The organism is Pseudomonas sp. L5B5 (assembly GCF_020520285.1).
In the GTDB taxonomy this organism is placed as follows: domain Bacteria; phylum Pseudomonadota; class Gammaproteobacteria; order Pseudomonadales; family Pseudomonadaceae; genus Aquipseudomonas.
Genome location: NZ_CP084742.1, coordinates 5,005,144 through 5,030,735, shown reverse-complemented (window position 1 = coordinate 5,030,735; position 25,592 = coordinate 5,005,144). Strand labels below are relative to the sequence as shown.

Annotated in this window: 18 protein-coding genes; 12 read left to right on the top strand and 6 right to left on the bottom strand. The window is 64.1% G+C overall.

The genetic code is table 11. The features are described from left to right. Nucleotides 1-71: 71 nt before the first annotated feature. The gene (locus LGQ10_RS22965; protein ID WP_226523287.1) at nt 72-1,994 is read right to left on the bottom strand and encodes a sigma-54-dependent Fis family transcriptional regulator; all 1,923 of its coding nucleotides are present in this window, start codon (nt 1,992-1,994) and stop codon (nt 72-74) included. A gap of 382 nt (nt 1,995-2,376) precedes the next feature. Between LGQ10_RS22965 and LGQ10_RS22960 the strand changes: the two genes are divergently transcribed. The 12 genes from LGQ10_RS22960 to LGQ10_RS22905 all read left to right on the top strand — a co-directional run bounded on the left by LGQ10_RS22960 (nt 2,377) and on the right by LGQ10_RS22905 (nt 16,037). Further along, nucleotides 2,377-3,897 carry an aldehyde dehydrogenase family protein gene (locus tag LGQ10_RS22960; RefSeq protein ID WP_226523286.1) on the top strand — a complete coding sequence of 507 codons (1,521 nt, stop codon included), beginning with the start codon at nt 2,377-2,379 and terminating at the stop codon, nt 3,895-3,897. Nucleotides 3,898-4,092: 195 nt separating this feature from the next. Continuing rightward, nucleotides 4,093-5,373, top strand: a complete 1,281-nt coding sequence (gene eutH / locus LGQ10_RS22955) for an ethanolamine utilization protein EutH (RefSeq protein ID WP_058436485.1) — start codon at nt 4,093-4,095, stop codon at nt 5,371-5,373. Nucleotides 5,374-5,398: 25 nt separating this feature from the next. Further along, entirely contained in the window at nt 5,399-6,835 is a 1,437-nt protein-coding gene (locus LGQ10_RS22950; RefSeq protein ID WP_226523285.1) for an ethanolamine ammonia-lyase reactivating factor EutA, read from the top strand. A gap of 28 nt (nt 6,836-6,863) precedes the next feature. Then, the gene (locus LGQ10_RS22945) at nt 6,864-9,059 is read left to right on the top strand and encodes an ethanolamine ammonia-lyase (RefSeq protein ID WP_226523284.1); all 2,196 of its coding nucleotides are present in this window, start codon (nt 6,864-6,866) and stop codon (nt 9,057-9,059) included. A gap of 51 nt (nt 9,060-9,110) precedes the next feature. Beyond that, complete coding sequence (locus LGQ10_RS22940; protein ID WP_058437417.1) at nt 9,111-10,505, top strand: ethanolamine ammonia-lyase subunit EutB; 1,395 nt, start codon at nt 9,111-9,113, stop codon at nt 10,503-10,505. 11 nt (nt 10,506-10,516) lie between these two features. Further along, complete coding sequence (eutC, locus tag LGQ10_RS22935) at nt 10,517-11,341, top strand: ethanolamine ammonia-lyase subunit EutC (protein WP_226523283.1); 825 nt, start codon at nt 10,517-10,519, stop codon at nt 11,339-11,341. A 106-nt stretch (nt 11,342-11,447) separates the two neighbouring features. Next, nucleotides 11,448-11,906: a GNAT family N-acetyltransferase gene (locus LGQ10_RS22930; RefSeq protein WP_226523282.1), complete on the top strand. Its 459-nt coding sequence runs from the start codon at nt 11,448-11,450 to the stop codon at nt 11,904-11,906. A 434-nt stretch (nt 11,907-12,340) separates the two neighbouring features. Next, nucleotides 12,341-12,997 (top strand): DedA family protein, encoded by a 657-nt coding sequence (locus LGQ10_RS22925; protein ID WP_226523281.1) that lies wholly within the window; start codon nt 12,341-12,343, stop codon nt 12,995-12,997. Nucleotides 12,998-13,002: 5 nt separating this feature from the next. Next, nucleotides 13,003-13,815 (top strand): zinc-dependent peptidase, encoded by an 813-nt coding sequence (locus LGQ10_RS22920; protein WP_226523280.1) that lies wholly within the window; start codon nt 13,003-13,005, stop codon nt 13,813-13,815. A gap of 171 nt (nt 13,816-13,986) precedes the next feature. After that, complete coding sequence (gene ppa / locus LGQ10_RS22915; RefSeq protein ID WP_226523279.1) at nt 13,987-14,514, top strand: inorganic diphosphatase; 528 nt, start codon at nt 13,987-13,989, stop codon at nt 14,512-14,514. A 721-nt stretch (nt 14,515-15,235) separates the two neighbouring features. After that, nucleotides 15,236-15,577 (top strand): CHAP domain-containing protein, encoded by a 342-nt coding sequence (locus tag LGQ10_RS22910; protein WP_226523278.1) that lies wholly within the window; start codon nt 15,236-15,238, stop codon nt 15,575-15,577. 10 nt (nt 15,578-15,587) lie between these two features. After that, nucleotides 15,588-16,037 carry a DUF3828 domain-containing protein gene (locus LGQ10_RS22905; RefSeq protein ID WP_226523277.1) on the top strand — a complete coding sequence of 150 codons (450 nt, stop codon included), beginning with the start codon at nt 15,588-15,590 and terminating at the stop codon, nt 16,035-16,037. 126 nt (nt 16,038-16,163) lie between these two features. On the opposite strand, the gene LGQ10_RS22900 is transcribed toward LGQ10_RS22905, so the two are convergent. The 5 genes from LGQ10_RS22900 to LGQ10_RS22880 are packed head-to-tail and all read right to left on the bottom strand — an operon-like array spanning nt 16,164 to nt 25,558. Then, complete coding sequence (locus LGQ10_RS22900; RefSeq protein ID WP_226523276.1) at nt 16,164-16,979, bottom strand: YfaP family protein; 816 nt, start codon at nt 16,977-16,979, stop codon at nt 16,164-16,166. Between the two features lie 3 nt (nt 16,980-16,982). Continuing rightward, nucleotides 16,983-18,626, bottom strand: a complete 1,644-nt coding sequence (locus LGQ10_RS22895) for a DUF2300 domain-containing protein (protein WP_226523275.1) — start codon at nt 18,624-18,626, stop codon at nt 16,983-16,985. 1 nt (nt 18,627) lies between these two features. Beyond that, complete coding sequence (locus LGQ10_RS22890; RefSeq protein WP_226523274.1) at nt 18,628-23,205, bottom strand: alpha-2-macroglobulin family protein; 4,578 nt, start codon at nt 23,203-23,205, stop codon at nt 18,628-18,630. Then, nucleotides 23,202-23,861, bottom strand: coding sequence for a DUF1175 domain-containing protein (locus LGQ10_RS22885; RefSeq protein WP_058437677.1), 660 nt, complete (start codon nt 23,859-23,861; stop codon nt 23,202-23,204). Before LGQ10_RS22885 ends, LGQ10_RS22890 begins: the two co-directional genes overlap by 4 nt. Beyond that, the gene (locus tag LGQ10_RS22880) at nt 23,846-25,558 is read right to left on the bottom strand and encodes a DUF2138 domain-containing protein (RefSeq protein ID WP_226523273.1); all 1,713 of its coding nucleotides are present in this window, start codon (nt 25,556-25,558) and stop codon (nt 23,846-23,848) included. Before LGQ10_RS22880 ends, LGQ10_RS22885 begins: the two co-directional genes overlap by 16 nt. Between the last annotated feature and the right edge of the window lie 34 nt (nt 25,559-25,592).

The following is a 25,592-nucleotide window of genomic DNA, read 5'->3' as shown; positions in this document are numbered from 1 at the left end:
AATCGCACCCTTTAGCTGACGGGGAGATACCGCCGTGGCGCGGGCCACGGCGGGCGATGGACGAGCCGGACTCAGCGCGAGATGCCGTGCTTGCGCAGCTTCCTGTACAGGGTGTTGCGGCTGACACCCAATTGCTCGGCGGTGTGGGTCATGTGCCAGCGCTGTTGCTCCAGCGCCGCCAGCAAGGCAACGCGCTCGGCGTCCTCGAGGGGGCGTTCCGGTTGTGCCTCGAGCGGCTCGCCGACCACGGCCGGACGACGGCCCTGGCGAATCATCGGCGGCAGGTCGTCGATGCCGATCCGGCCGTCTTCGCACAGCGCCGCCAGGGTCCGCAGGACATTGCGCAATTGCCGCACGTTGCCCGGCCAGGCGTAGTCCAGCAAGCTCTGGCGCGCGGCCTCGTCCAGGGCCACCGGTTGCGCCCCTGCTTCCTCGGCCAGGAGAAAGTCCAGCAACTGGGATTTGTCGCTGCGCTCACGCAGTGCCGGCAGGGCGATTTCCAGGCCATTGAGCCGGTAGTACAAGTCCTCGCGGAAGCTGCCGTCACGCACCCGCTCCTGCAAGTCGCGGTGCGTGGCGCTGATGATGCGCACATTGACGGGCTGCGGCTCGCCACCGATGGGCACCACCAGGCGGTCCTCCAGGACGCGCAACAAGCGGGTCTGCAGGGCCAGGGGCATGTCGCCGATTTCGTCGAGGAACAAGGTGCCGCCGTCGGCCTGCTGCAGCTTGCCGCGCATGCCCTCCTTGCGGGCCCCGGTGAAACTGCCGCCGCGGTAACCGAACAGCTCGCTCTCGATCAGGCTTTCGGGGATCGCCGCGCAATTGAGGGCGACAAAGGCCTTGTCCGCCCGGACGCTGCCCTGGTGCACGGCCTTGGCGAACGCCTCCTTGCCGGAACCGGTCTCGCCATTGATCAGCAACGGTACATCGCGCTCGAAGACCCGCGAGGCCCGGCGAAAATCGTTCTGCAAGCCGTTATCGCCCAGGCAAATGCCCGGGGCGCGAGGCTGGACGACTTCCCGCGCAGGGCGCAACGACGGTTGCGACAGCGGTTGCGGCGCCCCCCGCAACAAGGCGAACAGCCGTCGTCCATCCCGGGTGCGCAACGGCCAGCTGGCGCTGGCGTTGAGGCTGGCCCGGCCAAACAACTCGTCCAGGGAGCAGTCGAAAAAGCTTTCCACCGGCTTGCCCAGCAAGCCTCCGCGAATATGCCCCAGCAGGTTCAGGGCACTCTGGTTCACGGCGCAGATCCGCCCCTCGCCATCGAACGCCAGCAGCCCCTCGCTGAACAGCCCCACCGATTCGGCCTGCAGGTGAAAGCGCAACAGCCACTGGTTTTCGAAGTAGCGCAGGAAATAGCAGCTCTCGATCATCTTCGCCGAGAGATTGACCATGGCCATGGTGTGGAACTGGCTCTGGCGGGAGACGTCCTGGCGCGCCGACGATACATCCAGCACCGCCAGCAGCTCGCCATGGGGATCGAATACCGGGCTTGCGGAGCAGGTCAGGCCGGTGTGTCGCCCGCGAAAGTGCTCGCCCTGGTGGATCGTCAGGGACTGGCGCTCCACCAGGCAGGTACCGATGCCGTTGGTGCCCTCCCGGGCCTCGCTCCAGTCGGCCCCCAGCCAGAGGCCGGCATGCTCGAAGATCTTGCGTTCGCTGGGCGCGGTGATGCAGTTGAGGATCACCCCGCGGGCATCGGTCAACAACACTGCGTGGCCAGCGCCGGACAACTGCTGGTGCAGGTTGGCCATCTCGGTACCGGCGATCTGCAAGACATCACGCAGGCGCTCGCGACTCTCCAGCAGGCGACCGTGCTCGAGCACCGTGGGGGCCATGGAAAGAGCCGGATCGAGGTGATAGTCCTCAAGACAGCGCAGCCAGGAGCGCGCGATGGAAGGATCGCTGCCGGGCCCCTGCAAGTGCGCCTTGCCCCGGGCCACCGTCAGCACTTGCTGGGCATGGCGGGTCAGATGATTACTGCTGTGCATTTCTTATTTTTCTCCTGCTGTACTGACACGCGCGGGCGCCATCCTGTAGCCGCCGAAAGTCCGGGAATCGCTGCCAATCGGCGAAAAATCCGAGAGACCCCGGATTTGTCCGACAAGATTCGACACGCGGACCAGCATCCTCCAGCCGTCCTTGCATTGCAACGCCAGCTTGACCCGCAGGTCACAGGTTGTGCCATCTACGTTACAAACTGTCACTCAGTGCTGCGCCAGATGTGTCACACCCCGACGCCAAGGGGCGCGACAAATCGTCACAAGGCCTTGATTCACCTGGCGTGCGGCACACTGGCCCGGGCTTTGCTCTACGCTGGACATGCGCTACAGCGCGTCCTCCCCCATAAGCATAAAAGCCAGGAGATACCCCATGCGTTACGCACACCCCGGTACTGAAGGCGCTATCGTTTCGTTCAAGAGCAAGTACGGCAACTACATCAACGGCGAATTCGTCGCGCCGGTCAAAGGCCAGTACTTCACCAATACTTCGCCGGTCAATGGCAAGCCGATTGCCGAATTCCCGCGCTCCACTGCCGAAGACATCGAGAAGGCCCTGGACGCCGCCCATGCTGCTGCCGACGCCTGGGGCGCGACCTCGGTCCAGGCTCGCTCGCTGGCCCTGTTGAAGATCGCCGATCGCATCGAACAGAACCTCGAATTGCTGGCCATCACCGAAACCTGGGACAACGGCAAGGCCGTGCGTGAAACCCTGAACGCCGACATCCCCCTGGCCGCCGACCACTTCCGCTACTTCGCCGGCTGCCTGCGTGCCCAGGAAGGCAGCGCCGCGGAAATCGACGGCAATACCGTTGCCTATCACATCCATGAGCCCCTGGGTGTGGTCGGCCAGATCATCCCGTGGAACTTCCCGATCCTGATGGCTGCCTGGAAGCTGGCTCCGGCCCTGGCCGCCGGCAACTGCGTGGTGCTCAAGCCCGCCGAGCAGACCCCACTAGGCATCACCGTGCTGATGGAAGTGATCGGCGACCTGCTGCCACCTGGCGTGCTCAACGTGGTCCAGGGTTTTGGCCGCGAAGCCGGCGAGGCCCTGGCCACTAGCAAGCGCATCGCCAAGATCGCCTTCACCGGCTCGACCCCGGTGGGCTCGCACATCATGAAATGCGCCGCCGAGAACATCATCCCGTCCACCGTGGAGCTGGGCGGCAAGTCGCCGAACATCTTCTTCGAAGACATCATGCAGGCCGAACCCAAGTTCATCGAAAAGGCCGCCGAAGGCCTGGTGCTGGCGTTCTTCAACCAGGGTGAAGTCTGCACCTGCCCATCCCGCGCCCTGGTGCAGGAGTCGATCTACGACGAATTCATGCAGGCGGTGATGAAGAAGATCGAGCAGATCAAGCGCGGCGACCCGCTGGACACCGACACCATGGTCGGCGCCCAGGCGTCCGAGCAGCAGTTCGACAAGATCCTGTCCTACCTCGACATCGCCAAGAACGAAGGTGCACAGCTGCTCACCGGCGGCAAGGTGGAGAAACTTGAAGGCGACCTGGCCACCGGCTACTACATCCAGCCGACCCTGCTCAAGGGCACCAACCAGATGCGCGTGTTCCAGGAAGAAATCTTCGGCCCGGTGGTGAGCATCACCACCTTCAAGGACGAAGCCGAAGCCCTGGCGATCGCCAACGACACCGAGTTCGGCCTGGGTGCCGGCGTCTGGACCCGCGATATCAACCGCGCCTATCGCATGGGCCGCGGCATCAAGGCCGGTCGCGTGTGGACCAACTGCTACCACCTGTATCCGGCGCACGCCGCGTTCGGTGGCTACAAGAAATCCGGCGTGGGCCGCGAGACCCACAAGATGATGCTCGACCACTACCAGCAGACCAAGAACCTGCTGGTGAGCTACGACATCAACCCACTGGGCTTCTTCTGATCGACCCTCCCGGCGACCCCAGGTCGCCGGGAGGTCTTTTTGCGGCCCTGCCGCACATCTCCACCTTCGTGGTCCGGTGCCACTGGCTTGCCGGACGGGACGCTGCTGTCGGAAGTTCTGAGTCAACGACCTCGCGCGCACAGCCCCGGGCTTGAACAAGAGCCTTGAAAAACAATAAGACAAGGGAGCAAAGCAATGGACCAGATCGGCAACTACGTGCTCTACCTCATCATGCTCTGCGCCGTACTCGGCGCCTTCGCCGCTATCTATGACAGCGAGCGCGGACTGGGCAAGGAATTCATGGAAGGCATCCACGCCACGGGCTACATCTTCGTGCCAGCGGCGGGGATCATGGCCTCCATCCCCTATCTCACCGTACTGATCGAATCGGTCTTCGGGCCGTTCTTCGAGTCCCTGGGCGCCGACCCGGCCCTGGCGGCGACGATGATCATCGCCTCGGACATGGGGGGCTATCACCTGGCCTCCGCCCTGGCGGCCAGCAAGGAAGCGCTGGTGATGGCACTGATCACCGGCTTCATGGGTGGCGCCACCATCGTCTTCTCGATCCCCATGGGCCTGGCGATGCTCGACAAGCGTGACCACAAGTACATGGCGCTGGGAATCATGTCCGGCATCCTGACCATCCCGGTCGGGGTGATGGTGGCCAGCCTGATCCTGGCCTTCAGCAATCCCATGGTGCGCGAGCTGGTGAGCACCAACTCCGAGGCCAGTTACCAACTGGCGCTGGCCGTGGGCGGCCTGTTCGCCAACCTGCTGCCGATCCTGATCTTCGTCGTGGCGCTGGCCCTGGGCCTGCGGTTCCTGCCGGACCTGATGATCAAGGGCTTCATCATCTTCGGCCGGACCCTGGACGCGGTGATCAAGCTGGTGCTGGTGGCCTCGATCGTCCAGCACTTCACCGGTGTGTTCACCACGGTGTTCGGCAGTTGGGGCTTCCACCCGATCATCGCCGACGCCGAAGACCAGACCCGCGCCCTGGAAACCGCCGGCTACATCGGCATCATGCTGGCCGGGGCCTTCCCGATGGTCTACCTGCTGCGTAAATACCTGGGCAAGCCCCTGGAAAGCCTGGGTGGCAAGGTCGGCCTGAGCGCCGTGGGCAGCGCCGGCATGCTGGCCACCATCGCCAATATCCTGGCCATGTTCCGCCTGGTGCGCTACATGCCGCCAAAGGACAAGGTGATCAACATCGCCTTCGGCGTCTGCGCAGCTTTCCTGCTGGGCGACCACCTGTCCTTCACCGCCAACTTCCAGCCGACCATCATCCTGCCCGTGCTGATCGGCAAGCTTAGCGCCGGTTTCGTCGCGGTGGGCCTGGCCTACTGGCTGTCGGTGCCCAAGGCCCTGCAACTGGAGGCCCAGGACCGGGCGGCCGGGATCATCGCCGAAGGCGAATACCTGGGGGACACCACGCAAGAGTCGCCTGTACGGCCAGGGCAAAAGGCTACAGCCTGAGCCCGGCGCGGCGAGGAACGCCTGCATGCAAGCCATCACGGGCGGCGCACCGGTATTGCTGCTGGGGCTGGACTTCGGGTCCACCACCAGCAGCGCGCTGATCGCCCAGGCCAGCCTCAGCAGCCATTGCGTTACCGGACGCATGGCCCTCAATGAACCCCGGGTGCTGTTTCGCGGCGACCCGGTGTTCACCCCATTCAGGAACGAGATCATTGATGAGGACGCCATCGGCAACCTGATCCAGGACTGGCTGGAACAGGCCGGGATCGACTCTCGCTCGTTGTTCTCCGGGGGAGTGATCATCACTGGCCTGGCCGCCCGGCGGCACAATGCCCAGGCGTTGGCGAACCTGGTGGGGCAACTGATCGGCAACGCGCTGGTCACCCGGGCCAACGACGGCGGCCTGGAGTCCTGGCTGGCGTTCATGGGCAGTTGCTCGGCCCTGAGCCGTTTCCATCGCCAGCAACCTTTGCTCAACCTGGATATCGGCGGCGGCACCACCAACGCCGCCTGGGGCCTGGATGGCAATGTCCTGGCCAGCGGCTGCCATTTCATCGGCGCCCGCCACTTGCAGTTCGAGCCCGGCAGCTATCGGATTCGTGAGGTCTCGGAGTTCGGCCAGGCCCTGCTGCAACATCTGACGATCACCAAGGTGCCCGGCCAGGTACTCGTTCCGGCAGAACGGGACGCCGTGGTGGGCTGGTACACCGACGCGCTGCTGGCCATCGCCGAAGGCGACCGGGCGTTCTTCGCAAGCCCGCTGGGTCGCCTGACCGAGCAACTGCCGCTGGCCCTCCCCCAGGGACAGGGGGGCGCCGCGCTGACCTTTTCCGGCGGTGTCGGCGAGTTGCTCTACCGCCACCTGCAAGGCGAGCCGCTACCCGGCACCACCTTCTATGGCGACCTGGGCATCGACCTGGCCCTGGCCATCGCCCGCCAGCCCAGGCTGGTGCGGGACACTACCCGGCTGGTGCCGGAAAACCGCGGCCGGGCCACGGTCTATGGCCTGACCCTGCACAACACCGAAATCTCCGGCAGCACCCTGTTCCTGCCCCAGCCGCAGGTGCTGCCACTCAAGGACCTGCCCATTGTCGCCCGCCTGCCCATCGACGCCAGCGTACGCCAGCTGAACGATGCCCTGGGCCTGGCCCTGGGCAGTCGCGACGGGGCCTGCCTGCAATTGCTCGATGGCGGCCAGCCCCCCGGGCTGGAGCAGGTGCGCCAACTGGGCTCGCGCCTGTCCCGGGCGCTGGAGGCAGCACGCCCGCCCGCCCAATGGCCGCTGGTGCTGTTGCTGGAAAGCAATATCGGCAAGGTCCTGGGCAACTACGCCACGGACTGGGGACGCAGTCCCTGCAACCTGATCGTCATCGACGAGGTACGCGAGCGCTCGGCGCACTTCATCAACCTGGGAAAACCCCATCAACACATCGTGCCCGTCGCCTTCTACGGCGTGCACTGAGGCGATGCGAACCAAGGAGAGTCCTGTCATGTCACTCACCGTACTCCAGCACATCCGCCTTCCCGAGGTGCCCGCCGAGCGCAGCTACAGCACTCGGGTCCTGGATCGCGCGATCCGCTTCCCCAGCCTCAAGGCCGTCCTCGGCGCCGCCGATATCAGCAAGGCCGGAGACCGCGTGGCCGGCCTTTCGGCCGCCGACGAAATCACCCGTGAGGCGGCCCGCAAGGTGCTCTCGGAGCTGACCCTGGGCCACTATTTCGATCATCCCCTGACCGATCGCCATGGCCGCATCGACAGCGTCATGCAGGTCAACTACGACATCGATCACCAGGTCTTCGAGGAGATCGCCGGACTGACCCTGGGCGCCCTGAAGGATCGCCTGCTGCGCAGCCATGGCAGTGAAATACGCCGTATCGGCACGGCCCTGACGGGAGTGATGGCGGCAGCCCTGGCCAAGCTGCTCGACGTGCACGAACTGATCCTGCTGTCCAAGAAGCTCAAGAGCGGTGCGGCGGCCAAGGCCCGGACCCTGGTGGGCCTGCCCGGCACCCTGTCGTCGCGCTTGCAGCCCAACCACCCCACCGACAACCTCAGCGGCATCACCCTGCTGGTATATACCGGGCTGAGCATGGGCTCGGGGGACGCGCTGATCGGCCTCAACCCGGCCATCGACACCGTCGACAATATCAGCGCCACCCTGCACCACCTGGACAAGCTGCGCCGGGAAACCGGGGCGCCCACGCAAATCTGCGTGTTGTCGCACATCAAGACCCAGCTGGCCTGCCTGGACCAGGGCGCACCGGTGGAGATCATGTTCCAGAGCCTGGCGGGCACCGAGCGCACCCTGACCGACGAGTTCGACGTCACCGTGCAACTGCTCGACCAGGCCTGGCAGGCCATGGCCGAGCGCGGCCCGCTGCGGGACGTGGCGGAAAACTTCATGTACTTCGAGACCGGCCAGGGCAGCGAGCTGACCTACGGCAAGCACGAAGGCATCGACATGACCACCTGCGAGGCCCTGTGCTACGGCCTGGCCCGGCGCTACCGGCCGTACATGGTGAACAACGTCACGGGTTTCATCGGCCCGGAAACCCACCTCGACAACTTCGAGATGACCTACGCCTGCCTGCAGGACCAGTTCATGGGCAAGCTGCTGGGCCTGCCCATGGGCATGGCGCCTTGCTACACCCTGCACTCCCAGGTGACCCTGGAAGGCCAGCAGATGGCCACCGAGCTGCTGACCGCCGCCGGTGCCAACTTCTTCATGGACGTGTACCTGAGCACCGACCGCATGCTCGCCTACTTCGACACCAGCGCCCACGACAACCAGACCCTGCGGGAGGTCCACGACCTGGCGCCGGCTCCGGAGTACCTGCGCTGGGCCCTGGGCAAGGGCATCTTCCAGGAGGACGCCCACGGCAACGTCGAGCGCGGGCCGAACTGGGGCAACCCACGGATCTTCTGCGAGTCGGACATCGACTTCCAGCGCCTGCTGGAATCCACCCCTGCCACCTATGGATTCGACAACGCCGGGCCACGCCCGGCCAACACCGTCTCGCGCATCGTGCGGGCCAACCTGGCGGTGGCCCGGGAAGCGATCTACGTCGACCTGCGCCCGGCCGAGATCGGCGACATTCCCCTGCGCGAGCTGCGTACCGCCGCCCCGGACAAGCTTGCCCACCTGCAGGACCCGGAGCTTGGCGCACGCCTGACCGAAGAGGTGCTGCGCCAGCTGCAACCGGAATACAACGACGTGCAGATCGTGATTTCCGACGGTCTCAGCGCCGAGGCCATCCATCACAACATTCCCGAGCTGTTGCCCGTGTTGATGGACGGCCTGCGCAGCCGCGAACTGCGGGTCGGCCAGCCGATACTGGCGCCCTATGGCCGGGTCAAGCTGGCGGAGTCGGTGGGCGAGGCCCTGCAACCGCAACTGATCATCGTGCTGATCGGCGAACGGCCCGGCGGCGATGCCCTGGCCTCGCGGAGCATGTCCGCCTACCTGGGCTACCGCCTGCCGGACGACCAGGCCCGCCGCGCCGCCGCGCAGTTCAGCGGCAATGCCGACATTCGCTATGAATACACAGTGATTTCAAACATCTACAGCGGCGGCCTGCCCCCGCTGGAAGGCGGCAGCCTGGTGGCGGAGAAGGCCTTCGCCATCCTGCATCACCGGGCTGCCGGCAACCGCCTGGAAAACCTGCTGAAGAAGGTGGCATCCTGATGATCCGCCAGCACTCGGCAACGCCCCTACATCGTTGAAACGGAGACTGAGATGGCCCAATTTTCCCACAGCGTAGGTTCTCAGACCTATCGCTTCGACAGCCTCAAGGAAGTCATGGCCAAGGCCAGCCCGGCCCGTTCCGGGGATTTCCTGGCCGGCGTCGCCGCCCTCAACGACGGCGAGCGGGTGGCCGCCCAGATGACCCTGGCCGACATCCCCCTCAAGCATTTTCTCGAAGAGGTGCTGATCCCCTACGAGTCCGACGAAGTCACCCGCCTGATCATCGACAGCCACGACAAGGCAGCCTTCGCCACCGTCAGCCACCTGACCGTGGGCGGCTTCCGTGACTGGCTGCTCAGCGACGCCGCCGACGAGCAGAGCCTGCGGGCCCTGGCCCCGGGCCTGACCCCGGAAATGGCCGCCGCGGTGTCGAAGATCATGCGCGTGCAGGACCTGATCCTGGTGGCGCAGAAGATCCGCGTGGTGACAAAGTTCCGCGGCACCCTGGGGCTGCGTGGACGCCTGTCCACCCGCCTGCAGCCCAACCACCCTACCGACGAGCCGGCCGGTATCGCCGCGAGCATTCTCGACGGCCTGCTCTATGGCAACGGCGACGCCATGATCGGCATCAACCCGGCCACCGACAGCATCGCCTCGATCTGCGCCATGCTGGAGATGCTCGACGCCATCATCCAGCGCTATGAAATTCCCACCCAGGCCTGCGTGCTGACCCACGTCACCACTTCCATCGAGGCGATCAACCGTGGCGTGCCCCTGGACCTGGTGTTCCAGTCGATCGCCGGCACCGAGGCGGCCAACGCCAGCTTCGGCATCAACCTGAACATCCTCAAGGAAGGCTACGAGGCCGGGCTGAGCCTGAACCGCGGCACCCTGGGGCAGAACCTGATGTACTTCGAGACCGGCCAGGGCAGCGCGCTGTCGGCCAACGCCCACTTCGGCATCGACCAGCAGACCTGCGAAACCCGCGCCTATGCCGTGGCCCGGCACTTCAAGCCGTTCCTGGTCAACACCGTGGTCGGCTTCATCGGGCCGGAGTACCTGTACAACGGCAAGCAGATCATCCGCGCCGGCCTGGAAGATCACTTCTGCGGCAAGCTGCTGGGCGTGCCCATGGGCTGTGACATCTGCTACACCAACCACGCCGAAGCCGACCAGGACGACATGGATAACCTGCTGACCCTGCTGGGGGTGGCAGGAATCAACTTCATCATGGGCATCCCGGGCTCGGACGACATCATGCTCAACTACCAGACCACGTCCTTCCACGACGCGCTCTATGCTCGCCAGACCCTTGGCCTGAAGCCCGCTCCCGAATTCGAGCAATGGCTGGCCAGGACCGGGATCTTCACCCAGGCCGACGGCAAGGTGCATTTCGGCAACAACCTGCCGCCGGCTTTCCGCCAGGCGCTGGCCCAGTTGGGATAAGGAACAGGCTCATGCAAAAACACCCGACCGATTCGCAGAACCCATGGCTGGAACTGCGCCGCCTGACTCCGGCACGCATTGCCCTGGGCCGCACCGGCACCAGCCTGCCCACTGGCGCCCAGCTGGATTTCCAGTTCGCCCATGCCCAGGCCCGGGACGCCGTGCACCTGCCATTCGACCATGCCGGCCTCAGCGCCCAGCTGGCCGAGCGTGGCCGCGACAGTCTCTTGTTGCACAGCGCCGCCACCGACCGCCACAGCTACCTGCAACGCCCCGACCTGGGGCGCCGGCTCAGCGATGACTCGGCCCAGGCCTTGCGCGAATATGCCCAGGCCCACCCCGGCGGGGTCGACCTGGCGGTCGTGGTGGCCGACGGCCTGTCGGCCCTGGCAGTGCATCGCCATACCCTGCCATTCCTGGCACGCATGGAGGAACAGACCGCCGCCGAAGGCTGGTCGCTGTCGCCCGTGGTGCTGGTGGAACAGGGCCGGGTGGCGGTCGCCGACGAGGTCGGACAGCTGCTGGGGGCGCAGATGACGGTAATCCTGATCGGTGAACGTCCGGGGCTCAGTTCTCCCGACAGCCTGGGGCTGTATTTCACCTACCAGCCAAAGGTCGGGCTCACCGATGCCTACCGCAACTGCATCTCCAACGTGCGCCTGGAGGGGCTGAGCTATGGCATGGCTGCCCATCGGCTGCTGTACCTGATGCGCGAAGCCTGCCGTCGACAATTGTCGGGGGTCAACCTCAAGGACGAAGCACAAGTGCAGACCCTGGACAGCGATTCGCCCGCGGACATGAAGGGCAACTTCCTCCTGGGGCCACCCCAAGTGTGATTTTACAAGACGATTGCGCTTTTTAACCGCTTTGGGCAGCATCGGAACGCGGCTGCCCGAGTCATCCAACCTGTGCCGTCACATCCACTTGAAGTTGAGAGCCACCATGCGGATTACTCAAGCAACCCTCGAGCACCTGGATCTGTTGACCCCGCTATTCGTCAAATACCGCGAGTTCTATGGCGCCCTGCCCTATCCGGACTCCTCCCGGGCGTTCCTGGAAAAGCGCCTGCGGCGCAAGGAGTCGGTGATCTACCTGGCCCTGGCCGATGACGACAGCAGCAAGCTGCTGGGCTTCTGCCAGCTCTACCCGAGCTTTTCCTCCCTGTCCCTCAAGCGCGTGTGGATCCTCAATGACATCTATGTCGCCGAGGATGCCCGGCGCCAGCTAGTGGCCGACAACCTGATGCGTACCGCAAAGAAAATGGCCAAGGACACCCAGGCGGTGCGCATGCGCGTGTCCACCAGCAGCGACAACGAAGTGGCACGCAAGACCTATGAGTCCATGGGGTTTCGCGAGGATAGCGAGTTCAAGAACTACATCCTGCCCATCAGTGAAGGCTGAGAGCGCCCCCCGGGCCTGACCCGTCAGTTAAGCAAGGTCATCCCCTGTAGGAGCGAAGCTTGCTCGCGAGGGTCGTCAACGGTATGGCGCATGTTTACTGGAAACGCAGCGCCCTGGAGTCCATCGCGGGCAAGCCTCGCTCCTACCCTTTCCTTAACTGCTCGGCGTTAGCCCCGGGCCGCTTTTCAATGGCCGGGCTCCTGCCCCTCGGCGGCAGGAAGAGGGCCTGCCCCGGTCCCAGACTGCTGGTTCTGTCAGCGTGCCGACAGGTTGCGGATCGACATGTGCCGCTACAATCTGAACACGCATTTCACCTCCCACCCTTTATAATGCCGACCTTTTCCGCTTCCCAGAAAAGTCGCACACCCCTTAAGTCCTTTTCTCAAAGCTATCGCACAGGCCTGCCGAGCCAGGCCACCACTACAGGTGCCTCAATGGATTTCAACCCGATCGACCTCATCCTTCATCTCGACGTGTATCTCGACATGTTGGTGACCAACTACGGGCCCTGGATCTACGCCATTCTGTTCCTGGTGATCTTCTGCGAGACCGGCCTGGTGGTGATGCCATTTCTGCCCGGGGATTCGCTGCTGTTCATTGCCGGCGCCGTGGCCGCCGGCGGTGGCATGGACCCGGTGCTGCTGGGGGGCCTGCTGATGCTCGCGGCGATCCTGGGCGACAGTACCAACTACGTAATCGGACGAACGGCCGGGGAACGCCTGTTCAGCAATCCCGACTCGAAGATCTTCCGCCGCGACTATCTGCAGAAAACCCACGATTTCTATGAAAAACACGGTGGCAAGACCGTGACCCTGGCGCGTTTCCTGCCCATCATCCGCACCTTCGCCCCGTTTGTTGCCGGCGTTGCCAGGATGCCCTACGCGCGCTTCTTCGCCTTCAGCGTGGCCGGTACCATCCTGTGGGTCGGCGGCCTGGTGACCCTGGGCTACTTCTTCGGCAACGTACCATTCATCAAGAAAAACCTGTCGCTGCTGGTGGTAGCCATCATTCTCCTGTCCCTGGTGCCGATGATCATCGGCGTGCTGCGCAGCCGCTTCGGCCGCAACGCCGAGAAAGCCGGAAGCCGTTGACCGGCATGTGGTCATTGAGCGCCTGGCGGCGCAAGCGCCGGCTGGCCAGGCACCCGGTCAGCGACCAGGCCTGGCAGCGGATACGCCAGCAGTTGCCCTTCCTCGACGGCATCAGCGCCACCGAGGACCAGTGGCTGCGCGAGGCCAGCGTGCTGTTTCTGGACGACAAGCACCTGACCGCCCTGCCGGGCGTGGAACTGCATCAGGAACAACGCCTGCTGCTGGCGGCCCAGGCGCAACTGCCACTGCTGCACCTGGGCAACCTGAACTGGTACCAGGGCTTCCACGAGATCATCCTTTACCCCGACGACTTCCTCAGTCCCCAGCGCCATCGCGATGCCAGCGGCATCGAACATGAATGGGACGGCGAACACAGTGGCGAAGCCTGGCAGCAGGGTCCCGTCATCCTGGCCTGGCCTGGGGTCCTGGCCAGCGGCGGCTGGGAAGCCTATAACCTGGTGATCCACGAACTGGCCCACAAGCTGGACATGCTCAACGGCGACGCCAACGGCCTGCCGCCACTGCACAGCGACATGCGAGTCAGCGACTGGGCGCAAGTCATGCAAGGTGCCTACGACGACCTCAATCGCCAGCTGGATGAAGACCCGGACACCGAGACGGCCATCGACCCCTATGCCGCGGAAAACCCCGCGGAATTCTTTGCGGTGACCAGCGAGTACTTCTTCAGCGCCCCGGACCTGCTGGCGGCGGCCTACCCCAGCGTCTACGAGCAACTGCAGCTGTTCTACCGGCAAAATCCGCTGGCCCGGCTGCAGCAACTTCAGGCACAGGATCCGGTCTATCAGACTCAACACTAATGTCTTGCCAGGCCATTACGTTGTTCATCTAAAGACGCCCAGACAAGACATTGCATCCAGGGCTCTACGACCCTTGGTACGTGGCATCGATAGCGGAGTGTGTCTATAATCGGCGCCACTTTTTGGTCAATCCGGCCAAGTCATTTGGTCAATTAACGGGGGCAACGCCCAATGAGCTACAGCAAGATTCCGGCGGGCAAAGACCTGCCGAACGACATCTACGTCGCGATCGAAATCCCGGCCAACCACGCGCCGATCAAATACGAAATCGACAAAGACAGCGATTGCCTGTTCGTTGACCGTTTCATGGCCACCCCGATGTTCTACCCGGCCAACTACGGTTTTATCCCCAATACCCTGGCTGACGACGGCGATCCCCTGGACGTGCTGGTCGTGACGCCTTACCCGGTAGCCCCAGGCTCGGTAATCCGCGCCCGTCCGGTTGGCATCCTGAACATGACCGACGACGGCGGCGGCGATGCCAAGGTCATCGCAGTTCCTCACGACAAGCTGTCCCAGCTGTATGTCGACGTGAAGGAATACACCGACCTGCCAGCGCTGCTGCTGGAGCAGATCAAGCACTTCTTCGAGAACTACAAGGATCTCGAGAAAGGCAAGTGGGTGAAGATCGATGGCTGGGGCAACGCTGAAGCGGCCCGTGCCGAGATCCTGAAGTCGGTTGCCGCCTACAAAGGCTAAGAAGCAGCTACAAGCTTCGAGCTACAAGCTTCAAGAAAAAGCCCCGAGTGATCGGGGCTTTTTTGTACCTGCCTGCGCCGCTGGAGTCGGCTTGCCGATGAAAAGATCTATCCGGCCATGCATCCTGCAACAGGCCACTGCGCATTAATTTTGCCCTAGAGGCCTCTGGATCGCGCTTCACACTGGGAATTCTCGGCGAACATGCGTATGCTGCGCCCCACCTTTGCGCATCGGCCCTCATGGCCAGATCGCCCGACGAAGCGGATGACTTTCCCGCCTAGTTCCACAGCCAGCCGCAAGAGCTGGGTGTACGTTTTGCAGGCTGGTGCGGTTTACCAAAAATAAGCCAAGCCAGTCCCCGAGAAGCCGGCCACAAGCCGGCTTTTTAATGCCTGGTGCTTTATCCCCCTTCCCGACAGCGTGAGAAACTTACGTGATTGTTCACGACTTGTGCCATTGCGCTTTCAAAACATTCATTTCTTAATTACAACTGCACCGGCCCTTATCTCGGTGCATGCCCAAACCTCGACCAAACTGATAAACCTCCCCTTACATAGTCCTCCATCCTGGTACACACCAGACAATAGTGAACCACCACCCAAAGCGTCATGAAAAGGCACTTCGCCAGTATTCCCGCCCTCCTACAGCAAGAATAAAATCGCCACTTTCCAGGACTCTCGGATGACAAGGAATGTGGAATAAAGAGACTGCTGTAAGTCACTTGAACAGCCATGCCCACGCTGGCAGCACGGGGCGTTGTGCGGCCTACACCCGGCAAGCCATTGAAGCCGGTGGCGGTGGCGTTGTTCTGCATCGCCGGCATTCGGCCAAGGACTTTGGCTCATCGCTGACCGCCGCGGGTTTTGTCGAACAGCCGGTCGGCCAGGCCCCACAGGCCGGTGACGTGGTCATCATCCAGCCCATTCCCGGCCACCCCCACGGCCACATGGCCATGTTCAATGGCAAGCTTTGGGTCTCAGACTTCAAGCAGATGCACGGTTTTTACCCCGGCCACTCCTATCGAGTGAAGAAACCCGACTACAAAATCTACCGCCATCCGTAAGGAGTGCCCCATGAGAATGCTCTTATGTTCGCTGCTGGCTGCCATCGCGCTGTACCAGCCACTGGCACTGGCCGACTGCGCCAGTGCGCCCAAGCCTGCGGCCCAGGCATTTTACAGCTGGTATCTGCAGACCTACAGCCAGGACAAGGACCCGGTGACCGACAACGCCCCCGAAATGAAGAAGTATGTCTCGGATTCACTGGTCACCAAGATCAAGAAACAGATGGCCAGCCCCGATGGCCTGGAAGAGGACTACTTCCTCAAGGCCCAGGACTACATGGATGAGTGGCTGACCCAGATCCAGGTCAGCGAGCCACAGGTCCAGGGCTCCACCGCCAAGGAACAGGTAACCCTGGGCAACACGCCCGATACCACCCAGATCGTCGATGTGCGCATGGTCAAGGACAAGGGCTGCTGGAAGATCGACGAAGTGATTTCCACCGCCGACCAGAGCGATTGACCCCTCCCACGTCGTCCGGCCAGCACGCCGCTGGTCGGGCCGCCAACAGCGGCCCTCTACCAGAGTCCTCCTGCTGGCCAGCTGCCGGCCGATGGCTGCCGGCTCATGGCAGGGAGCCGGAGCCGATCACGGATAACTGAAGCTGCGCACCAAGGTCAGTTCGCCGGGAGCGCGCATGGGCACGATGAACGACTCGTTCTTCTCATCCGGAGTACCTTCTTCGGTGATCACCGTGATCTGGGCAGTAGTCAGGGGTTGCACGGCGTTATCCTGGCCACCGTCCCCGTCGTCATCGCTGCGATAGCCACCACCGTAGTAGTTCACATACACCAGGTACTGGCCCTTGAGCGGTGCTGGCATGGAGAAGATCTCCGGGCCGTAGCCCGTGGTCACGTCCACATCCAGCGCAGCGCCATTGGCAACTGCCCGATCGCCGTACCAGATATGGGCGCCGTCGGGGGTCACCAGATGCAGGTCCAAGTCGGTGTTGTCGCTGTCCCAGGACAGCAGCACCCGCAGCTTGGGCGGCGTGACACCACCACCGGTATTGAGGAACTGCACGCGTTGGCGTTGCTGGCCGTCGGGGCTGCGCACTTCGACGCTGTTGCTGCCATCGGGGAACGAGTAGGGTCGGTCGAACCCGCCCTGCTCGTCCACCTTGAGCGGCATGCTGACGCCGTTGACGATCAGCTTGCCCGGCTGCGAAGACTTGGGCGCACCCTTGATCTGGCCGCGGATACGCGCGGTATCGGCCTGGCCCTGCGGGGTGTTTACCGAGGAGGCCGGGTAGTTGACGCTCTGGCGGTACTGCTCGCCGTCGTCGGCGCGGGTGCGCCAGCCGCCCTTGGGGGTGTCGAGCTGGATACCACTGTCGGCCAGGGCCGCAGGCAGGCTGAACATTCCGCAAAGGAACAGGAGCACCGGGGTAGCAGGAAATTTCATGGCCTATTCCAATAAGAGATGGCGGGCGAGCCCTTCGATGTAGGTTTCATCCTGGCCATTGGGATGGGCTTCAAAGGCCAGGTGCAGGTATTCGTGGGTCAAATCGAGGCGATCTTGCAACGACAGCACGCCACGCACGTAGATGCGCTGGCGCTCGCGGTCGACGTAAGGCCGACCGAAGCCCAGGCGGCAGACGGCGAACTGGCTGATTTCGTTGTAGCCCACCTCTTGCTCCAGAGGCTGGCGCCAGCGCCGTCGCTGTTTCATCAGCCAGTCCTGGGCAGCCGGCAAGGGTTCGCAGGACGCCACCGGGTTGTCCCAACGGCTGAGGCTGGCACGTGGATAGGCATGCAACAGGATGGCGTCGTAGCGCTGGCCGGCACCGGCCTGCGCCACCGCCTGCTGCCAGGACAGCTTGTCCGGTGCCTGCAGGTCCGAGTGATAAGTGACCTGGGTCCCGGCCAGCACCAGTTCGTCGGTCCAGGCGGCGACTGCACGGGCGTCGGCAGTGGCCGGACGCGGGGCAACCCGCTGGCGGCTACTGCTGTCATCGATGCTCAGGCATTCGCCGCTGCGCCCGGAGTTCTGCAGCAGGTAGGTGCGGATCGCCACCGCCAGGGCCTTGGCTGCCTCACGCGGCTCGCTGCTGGCTTCGCGCTGCAGCACGCGGGCCACGTACTCTTCACGATCCAGGCGCGCCACCAGGCGTTGGGCAGAAGCCTCTTCTTGCAGGAACAGCTCGCCCGCGCTGTGGATATCCAGTTGGTTGCCATTGGCGAACGCTACCCGGTAATCCCCTTGCAGCGCTCCGGGCCTGGCAGGCTGGCCATTCTGGCTCACGCCCTTGAGCGGATAGCGGGAAAACAGCCTGACCTCCACACAACGCCCTTTATCCATTGGCATGTTGACGGGTAGCAGTTGGTCCAGGGCCTGGGCGTGGTCCTTGAGAACCCGCTGACTGGTGCCCCGCCCTCCTACCCACAATGGCGTACCGTCCACCAGCCAACCGGCAAAGCCACCCTGGCGCGACTGCGGATCGTGGTCGGCCAGCCAGCTCCAGGTCTTGACCCGCAGCCGACCGCCCAGGGCGCCCACCACGCTGCCATCACCGGCGTTGAGCACCACATCCAGCAGCACCCGGCGCGCGGTCTCCTGGGCCGGCAAGCGGGCCAGAACCTGTAGCAGATCCGCTACCGGAACTCGGGTCTGCGGCTGCAGCTGGCTCAGGTCCTGCAACCAGGCCGGGGCATTGCGGGCTTGCCAATAATCGCGCCAGTCGGTGGCGGACAGCTGCAAGCGCTGCGGCTCGAAATACAACCCGCAGGAACGTACCAAAGCCTGATCGCGGGCAATGCTGGCGCCCACCGAACAGCAGTAGACCTCTTCCTTGGACTTGCCCTGGCAGGCATAGGCCGGTTCCTGGGCGCCGGTGTCCACCAGCCAGGCGTAGACGAAGAGTTTCCAGACACTGCCCAGGGGCGCTAGCAAGTCCTCGGGCAGCGGTTCGCGGGCCAGTACCTGGGTCCTGGAAAGGCTCACCAGTTCACTGTCAGGGGCGCCTTTCCAGGCCAGGCGCAAAGGTTCTTCCTGGGCCATCACCAGCCCAGGAAGAAAACACCAAAACAGCCAGGCCCAACGTCGCAACATGCTACTTGACCGAAATCTGGCCCAGGGCCGGAGTGCGCTCCTGCGCCTGGTGCTCCGGTGCGTAGACCTGGTAGAAGCGTGCCGGCGGCAGGTTGAACTGGCCCTTCTGGGAGAAGCGGACCAGGTGGCGCAGGCGCACTTCACTGCTGTCGTTCAGCGCATCCAGTGGCACCCGGTAACTCATCTGCCCCGGCTCGGCGCGAGCCTTTTCCAGGGACGCCGCCTCACTGCCCGCCGGACCAGCCAGCTTGATGCCCCAGGTAGTGCGTTCAACATCGGCACCCGGCGGCAGCGGCACATCCAGCATGCCGTAGAGCAGCGGGCGCTTGCCCTCATTGGCGAGGATCACTTCATCCAGGTACAGGCCATCGCTGGCGATCGGCTTGTTGCCCACCGGCTCCAGCTTGAAGGTGAAGGCTTCGTCGCCCGGTACCAGGCGCAGCAGGCGGCGAGTGATGTTCACCGGTGCCGGGGTACCGGCCTCCTGTTTGCTCAGGTAGCTCACCGAGGCGCGCAGCGCACGCTCCGGCACCCCATTGAGGGTCAGCACCGTAGGCACTTGCGCGCCCTGCCATTGCCAGTAGCTTTCGCCGCTGGCGCCCTGGCGCTGTTGCCAGCCTTGTCCCGGGTTCAGCGTCAGGGCTGGCGCCGACTGGGCCACGCTATGTTGCAGCCAGGTCAGGGCCAGGGCCCGCTCCAGGGTCGACTGCGATGGCAGCAGGCGCTGTAGCAAGGTTCGCGCTGCCGCCTGGTCGAACGGTTTGAGCGACAAGCCAAGAGCCTGAGTGAACGCCAGCGAGCTGATTTCCATCTGCTGTTGCGCCGCGTCCAGTTGGGCGACAAACGCCGGGGGCGGGGTGACCTTCGCTTCCCGTGCCAGCGCTGCGGTCAGCACCCGGGCACTGGCCAGGCCCAGGGCAGAGTCCGGGCTGTCCATCACCAGGCTGTCGCCGCTGTCGTCCTGCAGGCTGGCGTCCGGTCCCTGGCCAGCCTTGGCCAGGTCGCCCATCAGACCGCTGACCAGGGTATTGATCGGCAGCTTCATCTCACGGGCAAAGGACAGGATCAGCGCTCGCTGCAGCAACGGCGTATTGCCAGCCTGCTTGGCATAGACCTCCAACACTCGCTGCCAGTGTTCCGGCGGCAGATTCAGGTCCATCACCTTGCTGGCATTCCAGTCGGCGTAATAGGCATAGGCGGTGAGGAAGGCATCCGGATCATCGCCCTCGCCCCACCAGGTGAATGCCGCTTCCGGGCCGGCCATGTGCACCAGGCGCAGACGGCTGTTCTGCATCATCAGGCGCAGGCGGTCGCGCACCTGTGGATTGCTGGCCAGGGCCGGATAGGCGACGCTCAGCGGCAACAGTTGGCTGGCAGTCTGCTCGACACCCCCGTAGGGGTATTCCAGCAAGTCATCCAGGGCTGCGCGGAACAGTGCCTGCGAGCTGTCGTCCAGACGCAGGCGAATCTCCCCGGCATCGGCCGGCAGGCCCAGCGGCGTACTGTTGGTGACCACGTCCAGGCTCTGGGTCTGCACGGTCTGCCAGCCGGCCGCGTTGCTGGCCAGGCGCACCGCCAGGGTGTCCACGGTCTTGCCGGACTGCACCAGCTCGGCAGTCCATTCGCCATTGCCCGGGGCAATGGCCGGCAGGGCCACATAGTTGATGCCGCTGTTGAGCGTCAACGGCAGGCGCTGGGACTCCCCGGCGTAATGCACCACCAGTTCGGCCTTGGTCGGCTGTTCGGCCTGGCTGAAGGCAAAGACCCCCAGGTCCGGCTTGTCGCCCGCGCGGAAGCGAGTCGGGCCGCTCCACTTCAGGTACAGGGCCTTCTCGGAACGCACGAACTGTTTCTTCTGACCGACCTGGCCATCATCGGCGATGGCCCGGGCGGTAATGCGCCAGCGCGTCAGGGAATCGGGCATGCGGAAGGTGAAACGCGCCTTGCCACTGCCATCGGTAACCAGTTCCGGCTGCCAGGCTGCGGTGTCGACATCTTCACGGCGCGGCCGCTCCAGCACCTTGACCCCACGCTCGCTGCGGTTGGCCTTGCCCGGCGCGGTGGGGCTGCCTGGCAGGGCCACGTCGTAGCTGATGAACGACAGGCTGGCACTGGTGCGCACATTGTTGCGTCGTGGGTGATAGAAGAACTGATCGATGCTCGGCGCCACTTCCGGCTGCAGGGCATAGACCATCTCGTCCACCACGCTGACCGTCAGGTGGGCCGGCACCGGCTTGCCGGCGAACTGGGTGGACAGGTCCACCGTCACCATGTCGCCCGGCTGGTACTTGTCCTTGTCAGTGTGGATGGCCACGTCGATCTGCGGCGTCAGCACCTTGATCCCGGCGTTCTGGAAACTGTATTCGCCGCCCTTGGTGTAGAGCACGGAGAAGGTCAGGTTCGGCGCGAAACTGTCCTTGACCGGTACCCGGGCGCGGTACTGGGTCGGGCTGAGTTTTTCCACCTTCAGCCAGTCGCTGCCCTGGGACAGCAATGCCGTGGCTTCGACCTTGTCGCGTTCCAACGACAGCAGCGCGTCGCTGATCGGTTCAGGGAAAGTGATCAGCGCCAGGGCTTCTTCACCGGCCTTGTATTCGGGCTTGTCGAGGACGATTTCCACCGTGCCCGGCACGGCCTTGACCCCTTCGCCGGTGACCGAGTGGCTGGTACCACCCACGACTCGGTCATGGTCATCGCGCAAGGTCAGGTTGTAGGTACCCGGGCGCTCGAAGGCCAGGGGGAAACCGCTGTCGCCGGCAGCCAGCTTGCCCTCGCCGGTGGACTGGTCCTCCATGCGCACCCAGCTGTAGCGGCTGGGCTTGACGTTCTTGCTCTGCTCGCTGGTGTTCTGGTTGGTGTAGCTGAACTGCACCTTGTCGCCCACCGCGCTGAAACGCTGCGGGGCACCCAGGCTGAAGCTTGCGGCGCCACGCTCGATGAGGATTTCCTTAGTGGTCTTGACCCGATAGGCCGCACCATCGCTGGCGAACACAGTGAGCATGTAGCGGCTGGGTTTGTCCGCCGCCGGCAGGTCAAGGCTGGCACTGCCCTTGGAGTCGGTGGTCAGCTCGGCGCTGGTCAGTTCCACCGGGAACTGCCCCATGTACTGCAGTTCGTTGTCTACCATCGACAGCTGCTGGGCCCGCAGGGTCAGTTGCAGGCGCGCATTGGCCACTGGCTTGCCATCGGGATAGAGCAGCACCAGGTTGCCCTTCACCGCTTCGCCGGTCTTGAAGTCCGGCTTGGCCAGGCTCAGGGAAATCTCGAAGTGCGGCTTGATGTACTCGGCCACGCGAAAGGCGCTGCTGTAGACCTGGTCCTTGTAGCGCAGGCGCAACTCATAACCACCGGCTACCGCATTCTCCGGCAGTTGGAAGCGGCCCTGGGTGCCGGATCTGGAATCCAGGTTCAGGGTCAGGTTCTGCAGCGCGGTGCCTGCAGCATCCAGCACGCTCACGTTCACCGTGCCGGCACCGGGCAAGACCGAGTCCCGGGCGTTCTTGAACTCGCGGCCAACGACCTTCAACGATACCCAGTCCCCCGGGCGATACAGCGGTCGGTCGGTAAAGGCATAGAGCTTGGTGTCGTAGATTTCGCTGTCGTAGTAGAAGTTCTCGGAGACGAACACCCCGCCTTCCTGATCTTCGCCGATCACGTAGGAACGCTCCGGGCTGACATGCTTGAGCCGCACCAGACCCTGTTCGTCGGTAGCGCCGCTGTTCATCACCCCCAGGCCATCGGTCCACAGCACATTGACCTTGGGCACCGAGTTGCCGGCATGCTTGCCTGCGGCCCAGACCAGCAGTTCATCACCGGCAATCTTGCTCACGGCCACAGTGTTGGAGACGAACACCATGGTGGTGGCGCGGTACTTGCCCACCAGGGCTTCGACCAGGTACAGGCCCGGCTTCAGTTGCCCCAGCGGAATGTAGACGTTGCCCGGGGCGACGTTGATGAAATCACTGGAAGAACCCGCCAGGTTGACCCCCGCCGGCGGCTGGATCGGCTTGGCCTGCCATAGCGGATAACGGAACTGGGTCACCAGGGGCAGCCCCGGAATCAGGCCGAATTGCGGCTGGGCGTCATAGGGTGTCGGCGCCAGCAGCGAGTTGCCGACCTTCAATTCCGGCACCTCCTCGGTCACCTGCTTGCGTGACTCATAGGAGAACGCGCGCTGCATCACCCGGCGCGACTTGCGGTACCAGTTGTCCCACAGGTAGGCCAGGGTGTTGGACAGGCCCTCACCCTTGAACTGGCCATCGCTGACCACCCGGTGCAGGTTCTTCTGGCGCTTGAGGAAGTCCAGTGGCTGGTTGATCCGGTAGACCCGGATATCCGCACCGCCATAGGGCTCCATGCGAAAGCGCCGGTAGTCACGACCCGGCGCCTCGAGGCGCACCATGGCCTGCTCGTCGCTGGCAAAACTGCTGTCGGACAGCAGGAAGAAACTCTCCCCGGAGACCGCCGCGTAGTCGCTGGCGGGCACCGTGTCTTCGGCATTGACCAGGGCCACGGGGGCCAGCAGGGTCAAGGCCAGGGTCAGGCGAAACAGAAAACGGGGCATGCGCGGTTCACTCATTGGGTGAGGAAGTTCAGTCGATAGATGCCGATGAAGTTGGGGTTGGCGGGGTCGGGTATCCATCGGGTGTCCTTCCATGTCATCAGTTGCTGCACGCTGGCCGAGCGCATGCCGTTATCGGTGGGGGTGGTGGTGCCGGTGTGATAGGCGATGTTGCGGCCCATCCAGATCATCAGGTGCTGGTCGTCGCCCTGGTCGAAGAACAGCAGGTCGCCGGGGCGTGCCTGACCCAGGTCGCGGCTCACCAGGTGGCTGTTGAACTGGATCAGCTTGATGGCATTGACGTAAGGCCCGACCTTGCCGCCGCCCTGCTGCCACTGCTGGGCCAGGCCACGCTGGCCTTCGCTCAGCTGCAGCTCCGGCGGCAGGTAGCGATTGGACAGGCCATTGGCCCGCAGCCATTTGCTGTCATGGGTCTTGAGCGCCTCGTTGGCGGCAAAACGCACCAGCCCTGCGCAGTCCTGCTGGTACCAGCGCGGGCTTGGCCCCTGGCTCAGCTGTTCCTGGGCGATGCGCACGAACCAGGCACGAAACACCTGGGACTGCTGCACGTCCAGCGGCGCAACGGTGGTCGCGCCCACTGCGCCGCTAAGCAACAGGGCCAGCAGGCCAAGGCTGGTCAAGCCGTGGCGCAAGGCTCTCACAGCGCTTGCCATTGCAAGGGCAGCCACTGCCAATGGCCGTTGGGTTCACTGCCCTCAGGCAGGGTCAGGGCGTACTTGCCATAACCGCCGAGGGTGCGCAGCTTGGGCACCAGGTAGGTTTGCGCGGCGTTGTTGAACACCGGCTCCATATCCTGGGGCAGGCTGTCGAAGGTTTCCTGCTGGACCAGCTGTGCCAGGGACTGCGGCCCCAGGTAGATCGGCATCAGGGTGTCCTTGGGCACCACATCGGCCAGGGGCGGGAAGCGCTTGTCCAGGGTGCCCAGGGCCTTGGTCACCAGCTTGTCATCCAGGGAGAACACCAGGGTCGAGCCATGGCGGGCCAGGCTGACCTGCATGAAGGCACGACCGGTGATGGCCTGCGGGTCCTTGGCCTGCCTGGCCGGGTACGGGCCGAAGTTCGAGCTGACCTGGCGCTGCCACTGGTGCACGTCGCCATCGTGCTGCTCCACCACCGGGAAGATCCGCTCTGCAACCTTGCTTTCACGCGAGCCCACCATGGAGCCGAACAACTTGCCCAGGTCGGCATCGAGCTTGGCGCTGTCCTTGTCCTTGAGGCCGGCCACCAGCAACGGCGTGTACAACCGCGAGTCGGCGTACCAGCACAGCCCGGCGGTGCCGGCCATGTGTTCGGTCAGCGCCTGGGCCACCGACTCCTCGGCGCCGAGCTTGACCAGCAGCGGCCTCTGTTGCTGCGCCGCCAGGGGCAGCGCCACGCAAGCACTGGCGCCCATGGGCATGGCCTGCCAGATCGGCTTGAAGTCGAAGTCTGGCTGGTCCTCTTGTTCTTCCATGGCCAGGTAGCTGTGCCAACCCTTGTCGTCCATATCGAAGCGCAGGCCGGCGAAGTTGGGGATGAAGCGCTGGTAACCCATGGCCAGGACGCTGGAGTTGACCGCCAGGCGCTGCTGCACCTCAGGCTTGCGCGCCTCCAGGCCGAAGGCCTCGGGGAATAGCTTGTCACCCTTGAGCAGGGCTTCCAGGGCCGCGGTGGAGACCGCGCCATGCACGTCGCTGAGGCCGGAGGCCAGGTCATACAGCTGGACCGGATTGGACAGCACTACCAGCTTGTCGCCATGGGAGGCAAAAGCCAGGGACCTGTTGGCGTTGAAGTTCAGCTGGTACAGGGTCACCGCATCACCACCGACCTTGAGCTCCGCCAGCTTGCTCAGCTGGCTGTCGTCCAGGGCGGCCTTGGCCAGGGGCTCGAGCAGCTTGGCCAGGCCACCGCGATCCATCACCAGCAGGAAATCCTTGAGACGTCCGTCTACGCCGCGCCACAGGGCGATGTCCGCCGGCTGGTCGAGCAGTTGCTCGATCAGGCTGTCCTGCAACTTCAGGTCATGCTCGTAGATGATCCGGCGCAGGCTGCCGATCAGGCCCAGGCGGTCGGCATGGGCCTGGTAATAGAAGACGAAATCCTCGGTCAGGGTATCGCGCAGGAAAGGTACGGCCAGCAGGTCCTTGGGCAACTGGGCCAATGAATGGGTCTCCAGCAGACCGTCGGGGCGACTCAGTCCCAGCTTGTCGCCAGGCAGCTCGGCCACCGAGGTCTTGGGCTTGCAACCCACGCCAGTGACTGCGGCCGCCACCAGGCACAGGCCCACGAGCAGGGCCGGCCAGCGCCGCTTGCTGCCGGGTTGTTCGCTACCGGGGACGCCGGCCGACGGGAATGCTGTGTTTTCGCTCATGATTCACAAAGCCCAATTCATCCGTGGTGCGGGA